The organism is Eilatimonas milleporae, from assembly GCF_003688555.1.
GTDB classification, from domain to species: Bacteria; Pseudomonadota; Alphaproteobacteria; order Sphingomonadales; family Kordiimonadaceae; genus Eilatimonas; species Eilatimonas milleporae.
On the sequence record NZ_REFR01000010.1, the window covers coordinates 444,945 to 467,505 of the forward strand.

Sequence of the window (22,561 nt, forward strand, 5' to 3'; positions counted from 1 at the left end):
TCTCCGGCGGGTGTGGAATTGGTGAGGGCGGCGGCGCGGCGGTCTCTAGTCGCCGCGCCGGTCGCCCAGCAGCGTGACGCGCTGGCCGTCCCGCAGGAAGCTCACACCGGCGGCGGCGATGATGTCCCCGGCGGCAATGCCGTTCGTGATGCTGATCAGGTTGCCGCTGACAATTTCATCGCTGCTGACCGGCACCTTGCGCACGACGCCCGTCTCCGGGTCGTATTTGAACACATAGCCGTGCACGACATCGTCCCCGGCGGCAATGGCGACAATCGGGGCCATGTAGCCGCGTGTGCCGTTTGTATCCGACAGCACGATCCCGGCCTCCACCGCCATGCCCGGCAGCAGACCGTCGGGCACGTCGAGGATCGCGGCCTTGACCAGAACCGCGTTGGCGGCCCCCGCCTGCACGCCGATTTCCGTGATCCGTCCGGTGCAGCCGCAGCCCGGAATGGTGGCCGCGTCCACCGTCACCGGGGTGCCCACCGACAGGCGCGTGACAAGGCCGTCGGGAATGGCCAGGTCCACCTCAAGCGCGTCGGCGGAATCGATCTGGAAAATCGTCTGCCCCTTCGTCACCTCGACAAAGGGGTCCACATCGCGCACCGCGATCAGCCCGTCAAAGGGCGCGGTCAGGCTGGTCTGCGACAGGTCCCGTTCCGCCAGGCCCAGACGGGACCGGGCCAGGTTCAATTGTCCCTCGGCCGCCTCGAAGGCGGCGACGGCCTGATCATAGGCCGCCTTGGCGACCCAGCCGCGCTCGAACAGCTGGCGCTGGCGGTCCAGTTCGACGCGCTTGTTCTCGAAATCGGCCCGCGCGGCGGACAGTTCCGAACTGGCCGCCTGGACGTCCAGCTCAAAAGGTTCCGTGTCCAGGGTGGCCAGCGTCTGGCCCTGTGTCACATGGTCGCCCTGATTGACGCCGACGGTCTGCACCGTGCCGGACACCGCGAAACTCAGCGCCGATGTGGTCGCCGCCGCCACCGTGCCTGAATAGCGCCGCACATCCCCGCCCGACGGTTCGACCACATAATAGGGTTTGATCGCGCGAATGCGCTCCGCCTCCGGCGGGGCGACCTCGCCGCAGCCGGCGAGCAGTCCGGCCAGCGCGGCCAGGACAGCCAGGCTGGTCGCCTTCGGCGCCTTTGTCGCCTTTGTCGCCTTCGTCGTCAGTATGGAAAAGCGCGTGTTCCGGTTGCCGTTGTGTGTCCGGTGTCCGCGGGGTGGGATGGGGGCGGTCATATGCGACAGGTCTCCGGTTCATGGTCTGCGCGGGCTTTATGGCCCGCACGGGTTCTATGGTCTGCGTGCCGGGCATGTCTTCACAAGCGCGTGTCCGGCGGGACCGAAAGGCCCCTGCACCATTGCCGGTCGTGGGCGAAGCTGCCAATACAGACTTGAAACTGCCATTACAAGGCTAAGACCCTGCCAATACGCACAGCCAAAGGCAAGCACTGCCCACCATGACACAAAAGGATCATCTTCATGTCGGATACCGAAGGCTATCAGCCGCCGCGCGTTTGGGAATGGAAACGGGAAAGCGGCGGCACCTGGGCCGCCATCAACCGGCCCGTCGCCGGCGCCACCCATGAGAAAGACCTGCCCGTGGGCCGCCATCCCATGCAGCTCTATTCGCTGGCCACGCCGAACGGCCAGAAAGTCACCATCCTGCTGGAGGAACTGCTGGCGCTCGGCGAAACCGGCGCCGAATACGACGCCCATCTGATCCGCATCGCCGAGGGCGATCAGTTTTCCAGCGGTTTTGTCGCCGCCAATCCCAATTCGAAAATCCCGGCGCTCATCGATCGCTCTGGCGCTGAGGCCGGGGCCGAGCCGGTGCGCGTGTTCGAATCAGGCGCCATCCTTCTCTATCTCGCGGAAAAATTCGGCCACTTTCTGCCCGCATCCCACACCGCGCGGACCGAATGCCTGAACTGGCTGTTCTGGCAGATGGGCTCGGCCCCCTATCTCGGCGGCGGTTTCGGCCATTTCTACAGCTATGCCCCGGTCAAGATCGAATATTGCATCGACCGCTTCGCCATGGAGGTCAAGCGCCAGCTCGACGTTCTCGACCGCCATCTGTCCGGCCATGCCTATATGGCGGGCGATGCCTATTCCATCGCCGACATGGCCATCTGGCCCTGGTATGGCGGCCTGGCCCGCGGCCTTCTCTATGACGCCGGGGAATTTCTCGATGTGGACAGCTACACCCATGTCCGGCGCTGGGCCGACGGCATTGCCGGGCGCCCTGCCGTGCGGCGCGGCCGCCGGGTCAACCGCACCTGGGGCCCCGAGGACGAACAGCTGCCCGAACGTCACGACGCCGCCGATCTGGACCCCTGATCCGGACCACTGGCCTGGACCACCGATCCGGGCGGCCCGCCGCCTGAACCGGTTTTGCCCGGTCTTCAGGCGGCCCCCAAAGCAAAGGCCCCCAAAGCAAAAGCCCCGAGCGCGAAGGCCCCGATCAGCCCGGCGTCATCGCCCAGTGCCGGCGCGACGATATAGCCGGCCAGATTATTGGCCCCTGGCCCGGTCCAATCGGCCCCTGGTCCGGCCCAATTGGCGTCTGGCCCGGCCCAATTGGCGTCTGGCCCGATCAGGGGGCCGCCGGCCGGGTATCCGCCCAGTCTGGCTGCGGTCTCGCCGCGCACGCGCGCGATCAGGCCCGGCGTTTTCATCACCCCGCCGCCGAACACAAGTCTGTCCGGCGCATGGACATAAACCAGCGTGACCGCCAGTTGCCCCAGATAATGGGCGATCAGGTCCGCGCCGTCATGGCCTGCCGGCAGGTCGGACAGCGGCATGCCCCAGCGGTCCAGGATGGCCGGGCCGCAGGCCATGCCCTCCAGGCAGTCGCGGTGAAAGGGGCACAGGCCCGGATACGGGTCCCGGCGGCCGTCCCGCCGGTCGCGCGTGACCGGGATATGGCCCATCTCATAATGCCCCGCGCCCTTGAGAGGGCCGGCGTCCCCGGCGACACCGGCGCCGATCCCCGTGCCCACCGTCACATAGGCGGTCAGGCCGCCCCTCCCCTCATTTCCCGAACCCGTGATACCCGAACCCGTCATCCCCGAACCCGTCATGGCTGAACTGGCACCCCAAAAATGTTCGGCCAGCGCCGCGCCCGCCACATCGGTGTCGAGGGCGGTGGCCTCCGGCGCCAGCATGCTGAAGGCGCCATATATGTCGGTGCCCTGCCAGTGCGGTTTTGGCGTGCGGCCGATACGGCCGAAATCGGCCCGCGTCCTGTCCAGGATGACGGGGCCGAAACTGGCGATGCCCACGGCGGCGATGGCCGCCGGCCCGCCGTAACGCGCCGTCAGGGCGGTCAGCGCCTCGCGGGCCGCCGGCAGGCTTGTCCCCGGCGTGCCTGTCGGCACCACGGCCCGCTCCAGCGGGACAGGCACCTCCCCGGCTCTGTCCATGCGGGCCAGGCCGACGACGATCTTGGTGCCGCCGGCCTCGACCCCGGCGATCAATGGGCCCGCCCCCTGCTTTTCCATCCCGTCTGTTTCTGTCATCGGTTTCCGTTCAGCCCCATCCCGTTTCCATCAAGGGCCATCCGATGGCACCGGCAAAAACCGCAATCGATTGCAATCTAATAAAATCCTTTATTATCAATATATAAGGCATATTTATTCTCGTTTTTGCAATCGATTGCATTTTTGCCTCTCACCCACTGACAGAGCCATTCGCCCCCACCTGTCCCGTCCACCCGACTGGCGGAAGATGCTGTGGTGTTCTCATAAATACAATTCTTAAAAATGATCTATAATGCATTGTGAAATAACGTCTATGTCGATTGTCTGACGATCAGATCTGGCGGCAGGATATGGTGCGTGGCGGACGGGGTTATCCCCGCCGCCATGTCCAGCACCGTTTGTACCAGCCGCCGGCCCCCCTCGCGGATATGCTGGTCGATTGTCGTCAGTGGCGGCTGGGCCGTCCGCGCTGCCGCCACATCCCCGTAACCGGTGACGGCCACATCGTCCGGCACCGACAGCCCGGCGGTGCCGAGGGCCGCCAGCACCGCCAGTGCGGCCATATCGCTGGCCGCCACGACCCCGTCGAAGTCCGGTCCGGACCGTGCCGCCCGACCCCGTGTCAGATGGCCCCGTGTCAGACAGCCCCGTGCCAGCTGGTCCGCCGCCGCGTGCAGTTGCCCGCCGGTATCCTCGGATGGCGGCCCGTCGCTGGCCGTACGGATCACATGCGTCTCCGGCAGGGACAGGCCCGCCTCGCCAAGCGCCTGGCGGCAGCCGGCCAGGCGCAGGCCCTCTTCCGGATGGTCCGGATCGCCGAAAAAAACGATCCGCCGGCGCCCCCGTGCGATCAGATGGGCGGTGGCTAGGCGCCCGCCCTCCACATTGTCGCTGCCCACGACGGTATAGTCGTCTTCCGGAAAATGGCCGCCCCACACCGCGACGGCGTTGTGTTGGCGGGCGAAATCACGGATGTCTCGCCGCCAGGGGCCCTGCCCGATCAGGATAATGCCGTCCGCGCGCCCGCTGATGATGGAATTGTACGGAATCTCCGTCGACCAGGGCGGGGTTTTCGACAGCAGCAGGTCATGGTGCCGCTTGCTCAAGGCATCGGCGATACTGTCAAGCATGTCGGCGATGACGGGGTCGTGCAGCACCCGCCGTGTCTCCGGTTCCGCCGGGATGATCACCTCGACCGCGCTTGTCCGCCGGTGGCGCAGGTTGCGCGCGCTTTCATTGACATTATACCCCGTTGCTTCCGCGACTTGCAGGATGCGTATGCGGGTGATCGCCGCCACGCTCGCCCCGCCCGACAGCGCACGTGACACGGTGGATACGGACACCCCCGCCATGCGGGCGATATCGGCCATTGTCAGGCTGGTGTCGGGCTTTACGGCGATATCCCTGTGTCCTCCCTTCCGGCTCTCTGCCCGCGCGGAATACGGCGGGTCCTTCTTCCATACAGGACAGCGTGGTGCCGTGTCACCACAAGCCACCGTATGGCCGCTGCTGGCGGCGTTGGCCGGACCGGCAAAAAAAGGGGCGATGCGCGTTAAAGCGCATCGCCCCCCTCCGGTCTGTCACCGGTCTGCCCCGTGGACGCGGGGTCACTCCTCCCCGCTATTCTCCTCGTCCTCGTCTTCACTGTTCCCCGCACTGTCTGTGGCGGATGCCGTCTGCTGCCTGTTTTTATAATAGGTCCAGAAATCCTCCAGGAAATCCGACAGCGACGTGGTGTCCTCTTCGCCGTCCTGCCCGTCGTCACCATCTTCTTCCTGCCCGGCGGCGGTCAGGATTTCGCTCGGGGCAATACCCAGCGCGAAGGACAGGCCGAAAACCTCACCCAGCGGTGCGTCCGTCTGTGCCAGATCGCCCGGTGTATCCGCATCCTGGCCGCCGTCCTGTGCCCCGGCGAACTCCGGTTCCAGAACGCTGTTGCCGTCGGTGATGACTTCCGGTTCGGGCTCCGGCTCGGGTTCGGGCTCCGGCTCGGGTTCAGGCTCGGGTTCGGGCTCCGGCTCGGGTTCAGGCTCGGGTTCAGGCTCGGGCTCCGGCTCGGGTTCGGGCTCAGGTTCGGGCTCCGGTTCTGGCTCGGGTTCCGGTTCCGGCTCGGGTTCTGGCTCAGGTTCCGGCTCTGGTTCGGGTTCTGGCTCGGGTTCTGGCTCGGGTTCTGGCTCAGGTTCCGGCTCCGGTTCGGGTTCCGGCTCAGGTTCAGCGGTGGTGCCGGGATCGACGGTCTCGTCATTCACCGTCACCGGCTGGCTGTTTTCGTCCACCGTGATGCTGTCGACCGATCCTGTGATCTCCGCCGTGCCTTGCGACGATACGGTGATCTCCTCCACATCCGCTTCCACATCGATGGACTCTGTCGCCGTCACCTCGGCGGTTTCCGCCGTCACCGTGCCCTGGATGCTTGCGCCGTCGATCTCGGCGGTTTGCGTTGCCGTGACGCTGGCGATGACCTCATTCTCCGCATCGATGGACACATCCGCGCCGCTGAAACTGCCTTCGACGTCTTCGCCCTCGACCGTGACGGCGTCGGACGCGGTCACGTCGATTTCCACGGCGCTGACGGCGGTGACCGTCACCGCATTGCTGCTGTTGACGGTGGAATTGACCACCCTGTCGGCACTGATGGTGGTGTCATTGGCGGATGTGACATTGGTTTCGACCGTACCGGTGGCCGCGATACCCACATTGGCGCCGCTGACGGTGCCGCTGATATCGCTGCCGGACAGGTCGGCGTCACCGGTGGCGGTGACATTGGTTTGCACCGTACCGGTGGCGGCGATACCCACATTGGCGCCGCTGACGGTACCGCTGATATTGGTCCCGGACAGGTCGGCGTCACCGGTGGCGGTGACCGTGGTGCTGACGCTTTCGGTCGCCGCGACCTCCACATTGTTGCCGCTGACGGTGCCGCTGACATCCTCGGCGCTCAGGTCCACGTCACCGTTCGTTGTCACCGTGACCACGATGTCTTCCTCGGCCGCGATGGTGACGGCCTGGGTGGCTGTGACCTCGGTGGTCACGCTTTCGCTGGCGTCCAGGTCCACGCTGCCTTGCGAATTGATCCGCCCCTGGATGTTGCGGCCGTTCAGCGACACGATGCCGTCGGAATTCAGCGTGTTTTCGCCCACATTGATGTCGCCGCTGGCATTGACCGTCATGCTGGCCACATCCGTTGTGCCGGTGGACGCGTCATAATCGCCCGCCGTCACGGTGACGGCGCCAAGGCGGACGCTTTGGCCCATATTGTTGACCGTCACGGTGCCGCTGCCGGCGTCAACGGTCAGGGCCTGTGCCCCCGCCGTCGTGCCGTCCACCTCGCCGGCGAAGGTCACGGCGCCGTTGCCGGCGCTGGTATCGATCACCGTGTCACCGGACAGGACCGCGTCGCCGCTGACCGTGACCGTCCCCTCGGATGTCAGACGGCCGGACAGGCCGACGGTGGTGCCGCCTGCCGCCGTCAGGCCGTCGATGCCGACCCCGGCGTCGGCGAAGATCAGGGTCACATTGGCGGCGATATCAAGGGTCTCGCTGTACGTCCCGGCGCCGACGGTGACGATGCCGCCGATGACCGCCGCGTCCAGTCCGTCATTGATCCGGTCAAGCGGCTGGCGCGCATTGCCCAGACCGTTGCCCAGATCGAAATCGTCCGAGGCGGTAAAGCCGGACCCCTGCGCCACATCCACATGCGACCGGTTGCCGAATTCCGGCGTGCTGCCGAGGAACCCGTTGGATCCATACCGCCGGTCCAGGATGCGCATGCCGCCATTGTCCGATGACAGCGCCATGATGGCGGCGCCGTATGCGGCCTCGTCCACATTGGGCGATGTCGCATACGCCCCGTCCGTCACCCCGTCCAGGAAGACGATGTCCCATTCGCTGCCGGTGCCGCCGATGCTGTTGCCGCTGATGGTGAACCCGTCGGTCCGCAACAGGATGGACCCCTTGGTGTTGTCGATCACGGTGTTGGTGATCGTGCCGCCGGTGCCGTTCACGGCCGAGATGCCGGTGCGCAGATTTGTGATGGTGGCGCCGGTGACGGTCACGCCCGTGGCCCCGCCGCCGATGCTGATGCCGAAGGAATTGCCGGTGCTGTCCCAGTCCGTCTGGGTAAAGGGCGTGCCGTTGAACGGCCCGTCGATCGTCAGGTCCCGCACCGTCACGTCGCTGGCGGTCACAGCCACGCCCGTGGCCCCTTGCGCCACCTCGATCGTCGCGCCCTCGGCGCCCGACAGGATCACGCCCGCCGTGCTCATCGTCACCGCCTCATTGTAGGTCGCGGCGGCCAGATGGACGGTATCGCCGCTTGCGGCGAAGGCAAGCCCGCTGTTGATACTGTTGTCCGCCGCGACGAAGACGCTGTTTTCCCGCAATGTCGCAAAGCCGTCGAAGCCGCTGCCGTCAACACCGTGGTTGATTTTCGTCTCCGTATTCAGCAGTTGGGCGATGGTCATGTCGCCGGCGGCCACCCCGCCGAAGCTGTTGGCCGTCAGGTCCACCGCCAGCGCGGCGTCATACAGGCTCACATGCGTGGTGTTGCTGTCCTCGAAACTGTTGCCGGTGATCGTGGCCGTCAGCGCCCCACCCGTGGGCGCACCGAAGCCGATACCCTCGAAGGAATTGTTGGCAAAGCGGTTGCCGGTCACCGTGATGCCGTCCGGCTGTTCAAAGGCCAGGCCGACAAAATTGCCGTCAAAATCATTGTCGGTGATGATGACGCCCGGCGTGCCCTCCTCCACATAGAAACCGGTGCGCCAGCCGCTGAAGCTGTTGCGCGTCACCGTCAGGTCCGTATTGCCGCCCTTGTCGGCGGTCACTATGCCGCGTCCGCTGACAAATGCGTCGTTGCCGTCAAAGACGGTGTTGCGGATGGTGACGCCGGTCGCCCCGGTTCCGACAAGAATGCCGTTAGTGTTGGTCCCGGCCGCCTGTTGCACCGTCAGACCGTCGATCACCGCATTGTCGGCACCGTCGTCCAGCGTCATTGTGCCCAGCAGAACGGATTCTGACCCGCCGCTGCGTCCCCGCGCATCCACACCGGCTTGTACGCCCGTGACGGTCACGCCGTCCGTGCCCAGCGTCACATCCTCAACATAGGTGCCGGCCAGGACGGTGACGCTGTCGCCGTTCACGGTCCGGTCCAGCGCGGCCTGGATCGACATGGCGTCGGTCTCGTTACTGCCGACGAAATAACCGCCGTCGGCGTCCAGGTTCACGTCGCCGTCCGTATCGGTGTAAACCGTGCCGGACGCATTCTGCCGCACAATGGAATCCCGCGGTGTCGCCAGTGCCAGGGCAAAGGTAACGGCGTCATCCAGGCTGGACTGGAAATAGGTGAATTCCGCGCCGTCGCCGCGGTGGGTGCTGTTCTGCACCGTATACTCATACCCTTCCAGCGTCAGGTCCGTGATGGTGAAGAAGCTGCCGTCGCCCGCCACATCGTTTTCGGCGTAGATCGGGTTGCTTTCCCCCAGCGAATTGGTCCCCGTCAGGGTGATGTTGCTGGTGCCCCCGGTGGCGAAGCGTCCGGCGGTGAAGATGCCGATACCGCCCCATTGATTGCCGCTGGTGGTGATGGTCTGCAATGTGATGTTATGGGAATCCGTGATGGCAATGCCGACGCCGCCGGTGTCCTGACCAAGCGCCGTCACATTATCCAGAAGCGCGCCGGTCACACCCAAAATGTCGATTTCCGTCCGCCCGCTGCCCTGCACCGTGATATTGCGCAGCGTATAGCTCAGGCTCGGGTCGTCCGCCAGCGGGCGCAGTTTCAGGCCGAACGTGTTGGCCGTTGGCCCCTGAATGGTCATATTTTCCAGCGTCACGCCATCGGAGAAGACGATCACCCCGGCCTCGGACGGTACGGCGCTGGCGTCGATCACGACCCCGGCCTCGCTTTCGCCCACAAGCGCGATATTGTCCGTATTGATGCTGAGCTGATCGCCCGCCAGATCATAGGTGCCGTTCATGATGGTCACGGTATCGCCGGACACCGCCATATCGGTCACGGTCTCGATATCGCCGTACAGCGTGCTGCTCCCGCCCGCCGCGACCGCGCCGCTGGTGCCGATATAGACGGCGGTGGCGAAGCTGTTGGCGGCGATCACCGCATCGATGCTGCCGTATGTCTGGTCGCCGGTGCCGGCATTGGCCGAACGGCGCACATGCGCCGTATTGCCGGTGTTGAAGCTGTTGCCGGTAAAGGCGGTCGGCGCTGACCACAATTCAACCGTGGCATAGCTGTTGGTCCCGGTGAAGCTGTTGCCGGTGATGTCGCTGCCGGACGCCTCATGGCCGAGGGCCAGTTGCGCCGTGCCGGTGAAAGTGTTGCCCGTCACGTCCACATTGCTGGACGCACGCCCCGCGCCCAGGCTGGCCGCCCCGTTGATATAGACAAGCTGCCGGTTGGTGCCGCTGCCGGCGACGGAAAACGCATTGCCGGTGATGACGATGTCCTGAAGCGACCCCTGGCTATCCAGGCCGATGCCGTTTTCCGCCGCGACGACGCTGTTGCCCGCGACCGTCACATTCGTCACACCCTCGCCCAAATGCACCGCGCGCACGCCGGCCCCTTCAATGGTGAAGCCCGCGCCGCTGCCGCCCAGCGTCACACCGCTGGCGCCCACATGCACCGCCGCCGTCTCGCCGCCGGTCTGGCCCTGAATGGTCGTCACGTCCGCGCCCGCGCCGATCAGGCTGATGTCCGTGGTGATCGCTACATCCTCGGCGTAGGTGCCGGCCAGGACGGTGACGCTGTCGCCGTCCACGGTCTGGTCCAGCGCCGCCTGGATCGACATGGCGGTGGCCCCATTGCTGCCGACGAAATAGCCGCCGTCGGCGTCCAGGTTCACATCGCCGTCCGTGTCGGTATAGACCGTGCCCGACGCATTCTGCCGCACAATGGAATCCTGCGGTGTCGCCAGCGCCAGGGCAAAGTTGATCGCGTCTTCAACACTGGACTGGAAATAGGTGAATTCCGCGCCGTCGCCGCGGTGGGTGCTGTTCTGCACCGTATACTCATACCCTTCCAGCGTCAGGTTCGTGATGGTCAGGAAACTGCCGTCGCCCGCTACATCGTTTTCCGCATAGATCGGGTTGCTTTCCCCCAGCGAATTGGTCCCCGTCAGGGTGATGTCGGTGGTGCCGACACCGGGTGCGGGATGGGGCGCCAGCGCGAAGCGGTCGGCGGTGAAGATGCCGATGCCGCCCCATTGATTGCCGCTGGTGGTGATGTTCCGCAGGGTGATGGTGTCGGAATCGGTGATGGCGATGCCGACACCGCCGGTGTCCTGACCAAGCGCCGTCACATTTTCAAGCAGCGCGCCGCTGACATCGAGGATATCGATTTCCGTCCGCCCGCTGCCCTGCACCGTGATGTTGCGCAGGGTAAAGCTCAAGCTCGGATCGTCCGCCAGCGGCCGCAGTTTCAGGCCGAACGTGTTGGCCGTCGGCCCCTGAATGGTCATGTTCTCGAACGTCACCCCGTCGGAATGAACCAGGACCCCAGCCTCGGACGGCACGGCGCTGGCGTCGATCACGACCCCGGCCTCGCTCTCGCCCACAAGCGCGATATTGTCCGTGGTGATGTGAAGCTGATCGCCCGCCAGGTCATAGGTGCCGTTCATGATGGTCACGGTATCGCCGGACACCGCCATATCGGTCACGGTCTCGATATCGCCGTGAAGAACGCTGCTCTCGCCGGCCGCGACCGCGCCGCCGGTGCCGATATAGACGGCGGTGGCGAATGTGTTGGCGGCGATCACCGCATCGATGCTGCCATAGGTCTGGTCGCCGGTGCCGGCATTGGCCGAACGGCGCACATGGGCCACGTTGCCGGTGTTGAAGCTGTTGCCGCTGAACGCCGTCGGCGCCGACCACAATTCAACCGTGGCATAGCTGTTGGTGCCGGTGAAGCTGTTGCCGGTGATGTCGCTGCCGGACGCCTCATGGCCGAGGGCCAGTTGCGCCGTGCCGGTGAAAGTGTTGCCCGTCACGTCCACATTGCTGGACGCACGCCCCGCGCCCAGGCTGGCCGCCCCGTTGATATAGACAAGCTGCCGGTTGGTGCCGCTGCCGGCGGCCGAGAAGGTATTGCCCGTGATGGTGATGTCCCGTAGGGACCCTTGCGTGTCGAGGCCGACATTGTTTTCCGCCGCGACAATGGTGTTGCCCTCGACCGTCACATTCGTCACACCCTCGTCCAGATGCACCGCGCGCACGCCGGCGCCCTCGATGGTGAAGCCCGCGCCGCTGCCGCCCAGCGTCACACCGCTGGTGCCCACATGCACCGCCGCCGTCTGGCCGCCCGCCTGGCCCTGAATGGTCGTCACACCGGAGCCGGAGCCAACCAGGGTGACAGCGGTGGAAATCGCCACATCCTCGGCGTAAGTGCCTGCCCCCACGGCGACGGTGTCGCCGCTGTTGGCAAAGGTCAGACCGGTGTTGATGCTGTTGCCGTTGGTGACGAACACATGACCGTCACGCAGCGTGGCAAAACCCGCATAGCCGCCGCTGGCATCCACGCCGTGACCGATCTTGGTCTCGGCATCCAGCAGTTCGGCAAGGGTCATGTCGGCGGCGTTGACACCGCCGAAGCTGTTCGCCGTCAGGTCCAGATCCAGGCTGCTGTCATACAGTCCCACATAGGCGGTGTTGCTGCCGTCGAAACTGTTGTTTTGAAGCGTTATACCCGTCAGGCCCGGCCCGGGGCCGATGCCCAGACCTTCGAACCCATTGCCGGTAAAGGTGTTGCCGGTCACGATCGTGCCGTCCGGACCGTCCACCGACATACCGACGAAATTGGTGTCGAACACATTGCCGGTCACCTGTGCCCCGGTGGCGCCGGGGTTGAGGAAGACGCCGGTGTGCCACCCGCTGAAGCTGTTGTTGCGGACGGTCAGCCCCGTGTTGCCGCCGTTGAAGACGGTGACGATACCGCGCGACAGATCGCCGTCCACCGCGCCGCTGCGGGCGAAGATGGTATTTTCCACCGTGATCCCGGTCGCGCCGCTGTTGATGTAAACGCCGGCCAGCGCGCCGAGAAGGGTGTTGCCCTCATTCACTGTCAGGCCGTCGATGGTCGTGCCGTCCGCCGTGCCGGTGACATGGATGACCCCTGTCACGGCGGTCTCGGCGCCGCCGCGCCCGTTTGCCGCCACGCCGGCCTGCGCACCCGCAAGCGTCAGGCCCGCTGTCGTCACCGTCACATCCTCGGTGTAGGTCCCGGCGGCGATATTCACCGTGGCGTTCGCCGCCGCCACGTCCACACCGTTCTGGATCGTCGCGGCACTGGACACATTGACCACGCTGCCGTCACCGGTCAGGGACTGGCTGGCGCCCAGTGTGATGGCGGCGTTCAGATTGATGGTCAGGGTGTTGTCGGCGTTTTCATCCCTCAAGGTCAGGCTGTGGCTGTTGCCCTGGGCGCTGGTGTCGATGGCGGCATTGACATTGATGGTCTCCTGCGCCTCCAGCACCACATTGCCTGTGTCCATATTGGTCTCGATGGCGCTGACAAGCACCTCATCCCCACCGGACGCGGTTTCCACCACATTCAGTGTCACCGGGTCCAGCAGCCAGGTACCGGCCTCGCCGTTCGGTGCCGATGTGTCGATCACGGTGCCCGCCAGCACCGACAGGTTCGTGCCCGATGTCTCGACAAAGCCGCCGTCGCCGCCGTGCGCGCCGCCGCGTGCCTCCACCCGGCCGTTGAAGCGCAGGCTGTTGTCGGCAAAGACGATCACCTCGCCGCCGTCGCCCGTGTCCGCCGCATTGGCCGTGATCACGCTGTTGGCGGTCACCTCGATCGTCTCGCCCAGTATGTCGACGCTGCCGCCGCCCAACGCGCCGCCCTCTGACGACACATCGATGGAACCGTCCACCAGCATGGTGCCCGTCTCACCGCCGTTCAGGATGACGACACCGCCCTCCATGCCGACGGACCGTGCCTGCACGATGCCGGTCATGTTGATCACCTGGTCGACGACGCCGCGCGCGACGTCCGTCGTCATGGCGATGGTACCGCCGTCGGCGATGATGGCGCCGCTGTTCTCAAGCGCGCTGTCCAGCGCCGCGCCGTCCGCGCCGAAGGCCCGCTCGGCCACCGTGTCGTCCACCGCAAGCTGGACAAGACGGTCGCCGTACAGATCCAATGAAAACCGGTTGCCCGCCGCCAGGCTGACACGGCCAAGACGCGCGCTGATAACGCCCCGGTTGACCACGCCCGGCGCGACAAAGGCGACCAGCCCGTTATCGGCCGCCGAGACATGCCCTTCATTGATGATCGCCGCGCCCGCATTGCCCGGGGTGTTGAACACATAATTGCCGGCCATGAAATCGGTATTGGCAATGTCCGCCGTCGACGCCACCAGACCGGCCACGTCGATGCGCGCGCTCTGCCCGAAGAAAACGCCGTTCGGGTTGATCAGCATCACTTGGCCCGTCGCGGTCAGGTCGCCGAAAATCTCCGATGTGACATCACCGGTGACCCGGTTCAGGATGACGGCATCCGGCCCGTTCTGCTCAAAATGGACGTGCTCGCCGCGCGCGATGGAAAATGTGCGCCAGTCCACAATGGCCCGGTTCGTCGACTGGATCACATCCATGCGTCTGTTCGTGGTCTCGACAATGTCCACCGTGCCGGCCACCACGGTCCCGCCCGTGGGATTGGCGAGTGCGGCCTGAAGCGGCAGCGTCCCCAGAACGCAGGCGGTAAACCACGTCCGGGCGATGGCCGTGGTGCTCAACAGGGTCTTCAGACACCGGCCCCCGTGCAGTGCCGATTGGCCGGATACCGTCTGTTCGTCGGATACCGTCTGCTGGGATTGGGCTGCGCCTTGCATCTGATTTGAACCGGACATGGCTGTTTTCCCGTTTTCACTCTGAAAGTTGCTCTTGCAGTGTTTCTGGCGTTGTTCTGCTTGTCTTTTGGGTTGTGGTTGCCTTTTGGCTGTCGCTCAGCCGGTGCTTGCCTCACCGGCCTCCGCCCTGACAGGGCCTCAAAAGGCCACCGACACCCCGAACAGCGCCCGTACATTGTCGCCGTCATCGCCGCGCGATGCCGCGTCGCCGATAACCGGCACCACCATTTCAATATTGGCTGTCACCGCCTCGCCCAGATACAGGCGCGCGCCCGCGCCGGTGGACGACAGCTCGTCCCGCGACGAGGCCAGCCCGCCGGCGGACCGGCGCCACACCGAGCCGTAATCGTAAAAGGCGTAAAACTGGATGCCCTCCAGAATGTCGCTGGTGACGGCGCGGTCGTTGCGCAGTTCCACCCGCCCGGCAACGCCGCGGTCGCCCGAGACCTGCGACGGGTCGAAGGCCCGCCCGAAACGGCTGCCGCCGATGGCAAACTCTTCCGAGGCCACCAGACGGTCGTCTGAATACTGGCCGATGGCGTTCAGCAGCAGGCTGAAGCCGCCGCCAAGGCGTTGCAGCCGGAACAGCGACAGATTGACCTTGGTAAAGGTGGTGTCGGCGCCCGCGCGCGACAGTTCCGGCGCGCCCGGCTCGCTGGCATCCAGAATGCCCAGGCCCCGGCTGACCTCCACATCGACCAGGTTGATCCCTTCCCAGGCATCGACAAAATCATAGGACAGCCCGGCCCGCGCCGCCCGGATACGGTCGTCGGTGAACGGCGTGTCCAAAATCGCGGTCTCCGTATCGCGGAAACTGAAACCGGCCCGCACGTTCAGATTTTTCGCCCGTGTCCGGATAATGGGATAATTCACAAGCAGTTCGGCGCTGATGGATTCACTTTCAATCTCGCTGTCTTCCAGCGCGCCGCCCGGCTCTGATTCCGTATACCGGCCCAGAACCGCCACCGTCAGACCCTCGCTGCCGATCTGGCGCACATGCTCGGCCTCATAGGATCGCAATTCCGAAAGCTGCGCCGCCCCGATGAAACGGAACCGGGTGCGCTCATGCGTGCCGAACAGGGAATTCAGGCTGACGCCCAACTGTCCCTGTACCGGGCCGCTGAACCGGGACCCCCGGTTGTCGACCGAGGCAAAGCCCTCCAAACGCTTCTCCCGCACCACGATATCCAGATCGCTGGCGCCCGGCGTCGTCGGCGATGCGCTCAGAACCGCCTGCGCCGTCATGCCCGGCAGGTCGCCGGCCAGCAGGATGTAACGCTCCAGAACATCCGCCTTCAACGGGCGGGAATTGCGGATTTTTTCGCCGTATCGCCGCAACAGCCTGCCGCCGCCGGCGACATCGCCGTTGACCGTGACCTTGTCGATAAAGCCCTCAACGGCGCGCAGGCGCAGCACACCGCCCTCGATCCGCTGCGGCGGAACAATCACCTGCGACAGGATATAGCCGTCATTCCTGTATTTCGTCGTCAGCGCGCGGGCGATGGTATAGGCCTGCGTCAGGGTGATCTCCGTGCCAAGCCGCTTTTGATAAAACGGCAGGAAATCGGCCTCCCCGTAAACCGTCGATCCCTCGACCACAAGACCCGTCAGGGTAAAGCGGATGGCGTCGCTGTCCTCCGGCGCCATATCCTCCTGTTTGGGAATGACGATATCCAGCTGCGATTCCGGCAGACGCTCCCGCTCGAACTGACGCTCAAGCTGGGACGGGTCCACCGTCGGCGGCACTTCCTGCTGCTGCGCGTGCGCCGCAAGCGCCCACAGCACACTCAGCAAAAGTGCACTCAGGAAAAGGACCCCCCGCCTGAAAGCGATAGTCTGGACAGCAACAGTCTGGACAGCAACAGTCTGGCGAACCGGCGGAAAGGCCGCTTCAGTCCCGTTTGCAATGACCCCGTTTACAGGCGCGAAGACCCGTTCCGTCCCACACGACACGGCATCACGCCGCTGCGTTTGCTTTTTCTGGTACACGTTCTCGACCCCAAGACCCGAAACAATCTCAGATTGTTTCCCAACACCCTTTATTCATGACCTCGTATCTGCGGGGCACGACACGGCATCCCATTTGGGTGCCTGCTTGCTTCTGTTGTCGCTTTTGTCTGCCCCACACCCAGCCAACTCGTATTGTTGTTCTCGTGGCTGATATTTTTCGTTTTAAAAAAGCCCTCTGTCCCGGCACGAGAGATTGGGCCTCATCAATAAAAATCGCTCTGATGTTGTAAAATTAACAAAATTTTAACTAAATTTGTCAAGACATAAGTGACGATAAAATAGAAATTTGATATAATTTTATGCAAATTTTTGGCCTGAAAGATGCATAATTTCATGACATTCAGGTTATCCGGCCTTCAGGAAAAAGCGCCTGTCGCGATATAAAAGACAGGCGTTGCAAAGAAATTAAAAAATATTTTAAAACAATGTATTAAAATTCGTATTTAATGTGATTTGTCGCTTTTATGTTCACTCTCGGCGTGCACCGGACGGGGTGACGGCCACGGGAAAACGACCCGTGGCTGCCTTTTTTCCGGACAAAAGTTGTCCTCTTTTGCTGTGTCAGTCCCGAGAGCGATCGCCCCGGCCCGCCGCCGGCCGCTGGACGGAGAAAAAGTAAATGCTTCGATTATGCAGGGCCCACTGTGCCGCCCAGTGACGGTCGGTGGCGATGATGTCGGCGCCCTGGGCGGCAATCTCCACATAGGCCCTGTCGTCGCCCGATGCGGCAATCCGCCGGTCCGTTGCCTGATCGTTAAAGCCCAGCGTCCCGACCGTGACGCGCCAGCCCTCGCGGTGAATGGCGTCGTACAGACTGCGTTCAAGCGGCCGCGTGCCCGTCCAGGCGATGATGCGGTCGCGGGCGATCCCGCTGTTTTTCACCGCCGCGATCTCCTCCAGGCTGCGCATGGATACGGTCATCATCAGCTCCGGCGCCTTGGCATGCACGGCTTTTGCCTGATCCAGCCCGTATGTGATGATGACGGCGTTGTCCTGCGTCCCGGTGCGGCGCACCGCATCGATGACCCGGTCGGTCTCCGTTCCCCGTTTGATATCCAGGTTGACGATGGCCCTGCCCTTCGCCCAGGCCAGCACGGTCTCCAGCCGGGGCACGCCGAACGATGTCACCGTACCGCCCGCATCCTTCAGCCGCAGGGGCGCGATATCCTCCCAGACGGCCTCCGCGACGGCGCCGGCGCCCGTCGTCGTCCGTTCCAGCCGGCGGTCATGCATCAGGATCAGGGTGCCGTCCCGCAACTGCCGGACATCCACCTCCAGGATCGCCGGCCCGTAGCGCAGGGCGTTTTGCAGTGTTTCCAGCGCATTCTCGGGATAGCCGGGCATGGGGCCGCCCCGGTGCGGGCTGACAAGGGGAATGGCGCCCGGCCGCCAGGCCATCAGGCGGGACAAGCCCCCTTCCGGCAGGGTGATGTGATGGGACACCGCCGGGTCCGGCGGGGTCATGGGCGCCGTATTTTCCGCTGTGGCCTGATTGTCCCTTGCGATCAGGCTTTCCGGTGCGATCAGGCCGTGGCCGAAAAAAGCCAGAAAGGCAATCGCGGCGGCCCTCAGGACCGGGACGGCCCTTAAGACTGGGACGGACTGGCGGGGAAACGACATGCGTGCTTACTCCTATCGCGGGCGGACGGGACGCGGGTGTTCCGACCGTCCCTCGGCCCTTTTCAGGGACCCGGCCGGCAAGAACGCGCTTGCATTTTTGCGGGCCGACCGTTTCTCTATGTCGCACCGGACATACGGTGACAAGATGATGCTTTTTTGACGGTGTTGGACACTCATGGATGATCCCCTCTCCCGACGCTACGCCATCGGCGATCTGATCGATATCATGGCCCGACTGCGCGACCCGCGCACCGGCTGCCCGTGGGACGTGGAACAAAGTTTCGAGACCATCGCCCCCTACACCATCGAAGAGGCCTATGAGGTCGATCAGGCCATCCGCGACGGCGACATGGCCGAACTGGCCGCTGAATTGGGCGACCTGCTGTTGCAGGTGATTTTTCACAGCCGCATGGCCGAGGAAGCCGGCCATTTCACCTTCGCCGACGTGGTGCACGGCATTTCCGACAAAATGGTCCGGCGCCACCCCCATGTCTTCGCCGGCGCCACGGTCGAGGATGCCGACGCCCAGACCCACGCGTGGGAAACGCAAAAAGCCCGCGAGCGTCACGCCAAAGCCGCCGCCGAAGGCCGCGTTCCCTCGGCGCTGGACGGCGTGATACCGGCCCTGCCCGCGCTTCTGCGTGCGCTCAAACTGCAAAAACGTGCCGCCCGTGTCGGGTTCGACTGGCCCTCCAGCGACGGCGTCATCGACAAGATCGCGGAAGAGGCCGAGGAATTGCGTCAGGCAAAGGATGACGGGTCCGACCCCGATCACATTGCCGAGGAAATGGGCGATCTCCTGTTCGCCGCCGCCAATCTGGCCCGGCATCTGTCCCTGGACCCGGAAGAAACCCTGCGCGCCGCCAATGCCAAATTCGAACGCCGTTTCCGCCGCATCGAAGCGTTTCTGGCCGAAAGTGGCCGCACCCCCGAACAATCCGACCTTGGCGAAATGGACACCCTGTGGAACCGCGCCAAGGCGGAGGAAAAAGCGGGCACCGCCGATTAGGACCGGCGGGCCGTCTCCCCGATGCCGGCGGCGTCCATGGTGTCCCCATCCATATCCTGGTCGCTCATATCCTCGCGCATACCGTCGCCGCCGTCCTTGGCGAATTTGGCCCAGGCCACCGGGTCGACCCTGACCGTGTAGCGCATGCCGTCCTCGCCGTGGCCGATATCCAGCACGTTGCTGTGCGCCTTCAGCCAGGCCTGCGTGGCGCCGTCCGCGAACGGCACGGTGACGGTCATCTCCACATCCTGTGCGCTCAACAGTCCGTCCAGCGTCTGTACCAGATCGTCGCAGCCCTCGCCCGTCAGCGCCGACAGGGCCACCATATGGCCGTGGCGCCGCGCCGTCGCGGCCAGCGCCGCCTGGGTCTCGTCGTCGGCCAGGTCGATCTTGTTCAGGGTCTCGATCAGGGGCAGCCGGCCCCGCTCGGGATGCGCCAGGCTCTGGCCGTCCTGTGCCGGTTCCAGGCCCAGGTCCGCCAGCACCGCCAGCACGTCATCGCGCTGGATGTCGCTGTCGCCGTGCGCGGCGTCGCGGACATGGACGACGATATCCGCCTCCAGCACCTCCTCCAGCGTGGCGCGGAAGGCGGCCACCAGCGTCGTCGGCAGCTCCGAGACAAAGCCAACCGTGTCGGACAGCATGACGCGCCGCCCGCTCGGCAGGTCAATCGCTCTCAGCGTCGGGTCCAGGGTGGCGAACAGCATATCCTTGGCCATCACGTCCGCACGGGTCATCCGGTTGAACAGCGTGGATTTGCCGGCATTGGTATAGCCCACCAGGGCGATGACCGGATACGGCGCCTTTTGCCGCCGCGCGCGGTGCAGGCCGCGTGTCCGCGTGACCGATTTCAACTGCCGGCGGATCTGGGCGATGCGTTCGTCGATCAGCCTGCGGTCGGCCTCGATCTGGGTTTCGCCGGGACCGCCCATGAACCCCATGCCGCCGCGTTGCCGTTCCAGGTGGGTCCAGGATCGCACCAGCCGGCTTTTCTGATAGGTCAGATGCGCCAGTTCCACCTGCAACTCACCCTCGCGGGTGCTGGCCCTGTCGCCGAAAATTTCCAGGATCAGGGCGGTGCGGTCGATCACCTTGGCGCCGAGTGCCCGTTCCAGATTCCGCTGCTGGATCGGGCTCAGACCGCAATCGAAAATCACCAGATCGATCTCGTCGATCCGGATACGGTCGGCCAGTTCCGCGATTTTGCCCGGCCCCAGATACTGTCCGGGGCGCACCTGCCGGACCGGCACGATCAGGCTGTCCACCAGATCGATGCGGATGGCCGACGCCAGGCCCGATGCTTCCTCCAGCGCCGCTTCGGCGCTGCGTTTCAGGGGCGACCGCTCACCGCTCACGTCCGGATGCAACAACAGCACCCGCTGACGGGCCTGTTTCTTCTTCAGATAGCCCAGGCCGTCCGTCGACCATCCCCCGCCACCGGCGGGGGACTGGCCGCCGGAACCGTCCCTGACGTCACCGCCCTTGGTCTCACCACCGCTGACGTCACCGCCCCTAATGGAACCGCCAGGACCGGTCTTGCGGTCACTGCTGGCGGTCCGGCGGTGTTTCGGGGGGCTTTTGGGCTCTTTGCGGTCTGACAGGATCGGCCTCCGGGCGGTCGGCCATGGTCCTCTGTCAGACCATGGCGGCCCGCGCTTGGCGGGCGGGTGTTATTGGCTGTCGCCGTCCTTGTCCGGCTCGAAAAGCTGAACATGATCGGCCGGCATGACGGTGGAAATGGCATGCTTGTACACCAGCTGCGAATGGCCGTCACGGCGCAGCAGCACGCAGAAATTATCAAACCAGGTGATCACACCCTGTAATTTCACACCATTGACCAGAAAGACCGTCACCGGTGTTTTTGATTTTCTGACTGCATTGAGGAAGACGTCTTGAAGATTTTGGTTTTTATCAGACATGGACCGTCCGCTTGTTTTATGTGTTGTCTATACGTGTTCTGTCTGCCGGCTGTTAAACGATTGCTTCCTGAACCCTTGGGTGGCTTTCAGGCCGGACTGCCGCGTCGTCCGTGTGGGTCATGCATTTTGCATGACCGCCAGTTGTTTATGGCGGGGTGTACGCGCAATTTCAACGCTTTTCAGTACCGGTACCGTCCAAGGCTCCGTAGCAAAAACGCAAAAAAAACAGCCGTTTCCACCCTCCCGGCGATCATCAGTAGGATCAGAATGCCATATTCCGCGTCGCGCAGACCGGCGAAGCCGGCAAACAACGGATCCAGGAGCGCCACCAGCGGTCCCGAAAGGGACAGCATGGCAAATGACATGGCGAGTGCATCGCGAAAATGCAAGCCCATGATCGCCAAAAGAAGACTGCCCGCCGCCAGCATCAGGATAAAACTGGCGATCAGTTGCCACACCGCGTGCATGTCCTTCGTCTCGGCCCGGGCACTGCCGTAACGCAGGGCGGTCACGCCGTGCGGGTGTCCCAGCCGTTCCAGTTCCCTCCGGCCCTGAAGCCACAGCATGATCAGCCGCAAATGGCGCACACCGCCCGTCGTGCTGGCGACGGCGCCGCCGAAACTGGCCAGCACCAGGATGACGATCGCCAGCGGCAGGTTCTCCCGGATGGTCATGTCGGCGGGGATGAAACCCGTCGTGGTCATGGCGCTGACCGTCAGGATCACAATGTCGCCGATATCCGACAGTGTGCCCGGCGGCAGTGACACCGCGACCGCGGTCAGGCCAAGGGCGAAGACGATCACCAGCGACCGGGCCTCGGGGTCGCGCCCGATCAGCCAGCGGCCCGATTGCAGCCGCGTCATCAGAAAGTCCCAGTTGCCGGCGGATATCAGAACCGTGACCATGACGACAAAGGCGGCCGCGCCGCCCGGCAGCACATGGCCGCCGTCGGCCGCCATGCCGGTGGTGCTGACACTGGCCAACGCCAGGATCAGCGCGTCGAAAAACGGTAGGCCGGTGATCAGCAGCGCCAGCCAGGCCACCACCGTGACAAGACAGTACAGCGGAAACAGCGTCATCGACGTGGACCGCAGCCGGTCATACCCTTCCCGGCTGTCCCCGAACGGCAGCGGCGACCGGTGCAGTTGCAGGCCGCCGCTGTTCATGGCCGTCAGCAGGGACAGGCTCAGCACAATGGCGGCCAGGCCCCCGGACCAGGCGACCAGCGCCCGCCACAGCATTTCCGGCGCGCTGAAAATCTCCATCCCCTCATAGGCCGTGACCCCGTTTGTGGTCAGCATGGAAAACCCGTCGAACAGCGCCGGCATCAGGCCCAGTGTCGGCCGCATGAAAAAAAACGGCGCCGCCGCCTGCAACGACAGGACGGTCACGCCCACCACCGGCATCACCAGGGTCAGAACCGGCAGGCGTACGGGCCGTGCCCCGCGAAACCCCAGGAAAAGGGCGCCGCCCGTCAGCACCGACAGCGAAACGCCGGCCAGAAACGCCCCTTGCGCCTGCTCCTCGCCCAGATACAGCGCCAGCAGCAGCGGCGCGGCCTCCAGCGCCGCCATGCCCAAAATCCAGATGCCGAGCAGATAGAATAACCGGGCCTGCCACATCAGTCCGGCCTTCCGCGCCGGATGG

General features: G+C 64.6%; 11 protein-coding genes. 2 read left to right on the top strand and 9 right to left on the bottom strand.

Annotation, left to right across the window (positions count from 1 at the left end; all coding sequences use genetic code 11):
- Window positions 1-45 precede the first annotated feature (45 nt).
- Entirely contained in the window at window positions 46-1,245 is a 1,200-nt protein-coding gene (locus BXY39_RS06830) for an efflux RND transporter periplasmic adaptor subunit (protein ID WP_121938091.1), read from the bottom strand.
- A 243-nt stretch (window positions 1,246-1,488) separates the two neighbouring features.
- Here BXY39_RS06830 and yghU point away from each other — a divergent pair, with 243 nt between their 5' ends.
- On the top strand, window positions 1,489-2,346 hold the full coding sequence (gene yghU, locus BXY39_RS06835) for a glutathione-dependent disulfide-bond oxidoreductase (RefSeq protein ID WP_121938092.1): 858 nt from the start codon (window positions 1,489-1,491) through the stop codon (window positions 2,344-2,346).
- A 65-nt stretch (window positions 2,347-2,411) separates the two neighbouring features.
- Here the strand turns inward: yghU and BXY39_RS06840 are convergent, their stop codons facing one another.
- The 5 genes from BXY39_RS06840 to BXY39_RS06860 form a co-directional block, all read right to left on the bottom strand.
- On the bottom strand, window positions 2,412-3,527 hold the full coding sequence (locus tag BXY39_RS06840; protein WP_121938093.1) for an ROK family protein: 1,116 nt from the start codon (window positions 3,525-3,527) through the stop codon (window positions 2,412-2,414).
- A gap of 272 nt (window positions 3,528-3,799) precedes the next feature.
- Complete coding sequence (locus BXY39_RS06845; protein WP_121938094.1) at window positions 3,800-4,858, bottom strand: LacI family DNA-binding transcriptional regulator; 1,059 nt, start codon at window positions 4,856-4,858, stop codon at window positions 3,800-3,802.
- Window positions 4,859-5,095: 237 nt separating this feature from the next.
- Window positions 5,096-14,356 carry a two-partner secretion domain-containing protein gene (locus BXY39_RS06850; protein ID WP_121938095.1) on the bottom strand — a complete coding sequence of 3,087 codons (9,261 nt, stop codon included), beginning with the start codon at window positions 14,354-14,356 and terminating at the stop codon, window positions 5,096-5,098.
- Between the two features lie 138 nt (window positions 14,357-14,494).
- Window positions 14,495-16,141 (bottom strand): ShlB/FhaC/HecB family hemolysin secretion/activation protein, encoded by a 1,647-nt coding sequence (locus tag BXY39_RS06855; protein ID WP_245999019.1) that lies wholly within the window; start codon window positions 16,139-16,141, stop codon window positions 14,495-14,497.
- A 786-nt stretch (window positions 16,142-16,927) separates the two neighbouring features.
- A complete protein-coding gene (locus BXY39_RS06860; protein WP_121938097.1) occupies window positions 16,928-17,986 on the bottom strand; it encodes a glycerophosphodiester phosphodiesterase family protein in 1,059 nt (352 codons plus the stop codon).
- Window positions 17,987-18,161: 175 nt separating this feature from the next.
- Here BXY39_RS06860 and mazG point away from each other — a divergent pair, with 175 nt between their 5' ends.
- The gene (gene mazG / locus BXY39_RS06865; RefSeq protein WP_121938098.1) at window positions 18,162-18,995 is read left to right on the top strand and encodes a nucleoside triphosphate pyrophosphohydrolase; all 834 of its coding nucleotides are present in this window, start codon (window positions 18,162-18,164) and stop codon (window positions 18,993-18,995) included.
- Here the strand turns inward: mazG and hflX are convergent.
- The 3 genes from hflX to BXY39_RS06880 all read right to left on the bottom strand — a co-directional run bounded on the left by hflX (window position 18,992) and on the right by BXY39_RS06880 (window position 22,536).
- Window positions 18,992-20,371: a GTPase HflX gene (gene hflX / locus BXY39_RS06870; protein WP_245998989.1), complete on the bottom strand. Its 1,380-nt coding sequence runs from the start codon at window positions 20,369-20,371 to the stop codon at window positions 18,992-18,994. The genes mazG and hflX overlap by 4 nt on opposite strands.
- 294 nt (window positions 20,372-20,665) lie before the next feature.
- Complete coding sequence (gene hfq / locus BXY39_RS06875; RefSeq protein ID WP_121938100.1) at window positions 20,666-20,914, bottom strand: RNA chaperone Hfq; 249 nt, start codon at window positions 20,912-20,914, stop codon at window positions 20,666-20,668.
- 179 nt (window positions 20,915-21,093) lie between these two features.
- Entirely contained in the window at window positions 21,094-22,536 is a 1,443-nt protein-coding gene (locus tag BXY39_RS06880) for a potassium transporter TrkG (protein ID WP_147453494.1), read from the bottom strand.
- Between the last annotated feature and the right edge of the window lie 25 nt (window positions 22,537-22,561).

Coding starts and splice junctions, on each gene's coding strand:
- BXY39_RS06840 (WP_121938093.1), bottom strand. CDS start 3,527: ATGACAGAAACAGACGGGATGGAAAAGCAGGGGGCGGGCCCATTGATC.
- yghU (WP_121938092.1), top strand. CDS start 1,489: ATGTCGGATACCGAAGGCTATCAGCCGCCGCGCGTTTGGGAATGGAAA.
- hfq (WP_121938100.1), bottom strand. CDS start 20,914: ATGTCTGATAAAAACCAAAATCTTCAAGACGTCTTCCTCAATGCAGTC.
- BXY39_RS06860 (WP_121938097.1), bottom strand. CDS start 17,986: ATGTCGTTTCCCCGCCAGTCCGTCCCAGTCTTAAGGGCCGTCCCGGTC.
- BXY39_RS06845 (WP_121938094.1), bottom strand. CDS start 4,858: ATGGCCGATATCGCCCGCATGGCGGGGGTGTCCGTATCCACCGTGTCA.
- BXY39_RS06880 (WP_147453494.1), bottom strand. CDS start 22,536: ATGTGGCAGGCCCGGTTATTCTATCTGCTCGGCATCTGGATTTTGGGC.
- mazG (WP_121938098.1), top strand. CDS start 18,162: ATGGATGATCCCCTCTCCCGACGCTACGCCATCGGCGATCTGATCGAT.
- BXY39_RS06830 (WP_121938091.1), bottom strand. CDS start 1,245: ATGACCGCCCCCATCCCACCCCGCGGACACCGGACACACAACGGCAAC.
- BXY39_RS06850 (WP_121938095.1), bottom strand. CDS start 14,356: ATGTCCGGTTCAAATCAGATGCAAGGCGCAGCCCAATCCCAGCAGACG.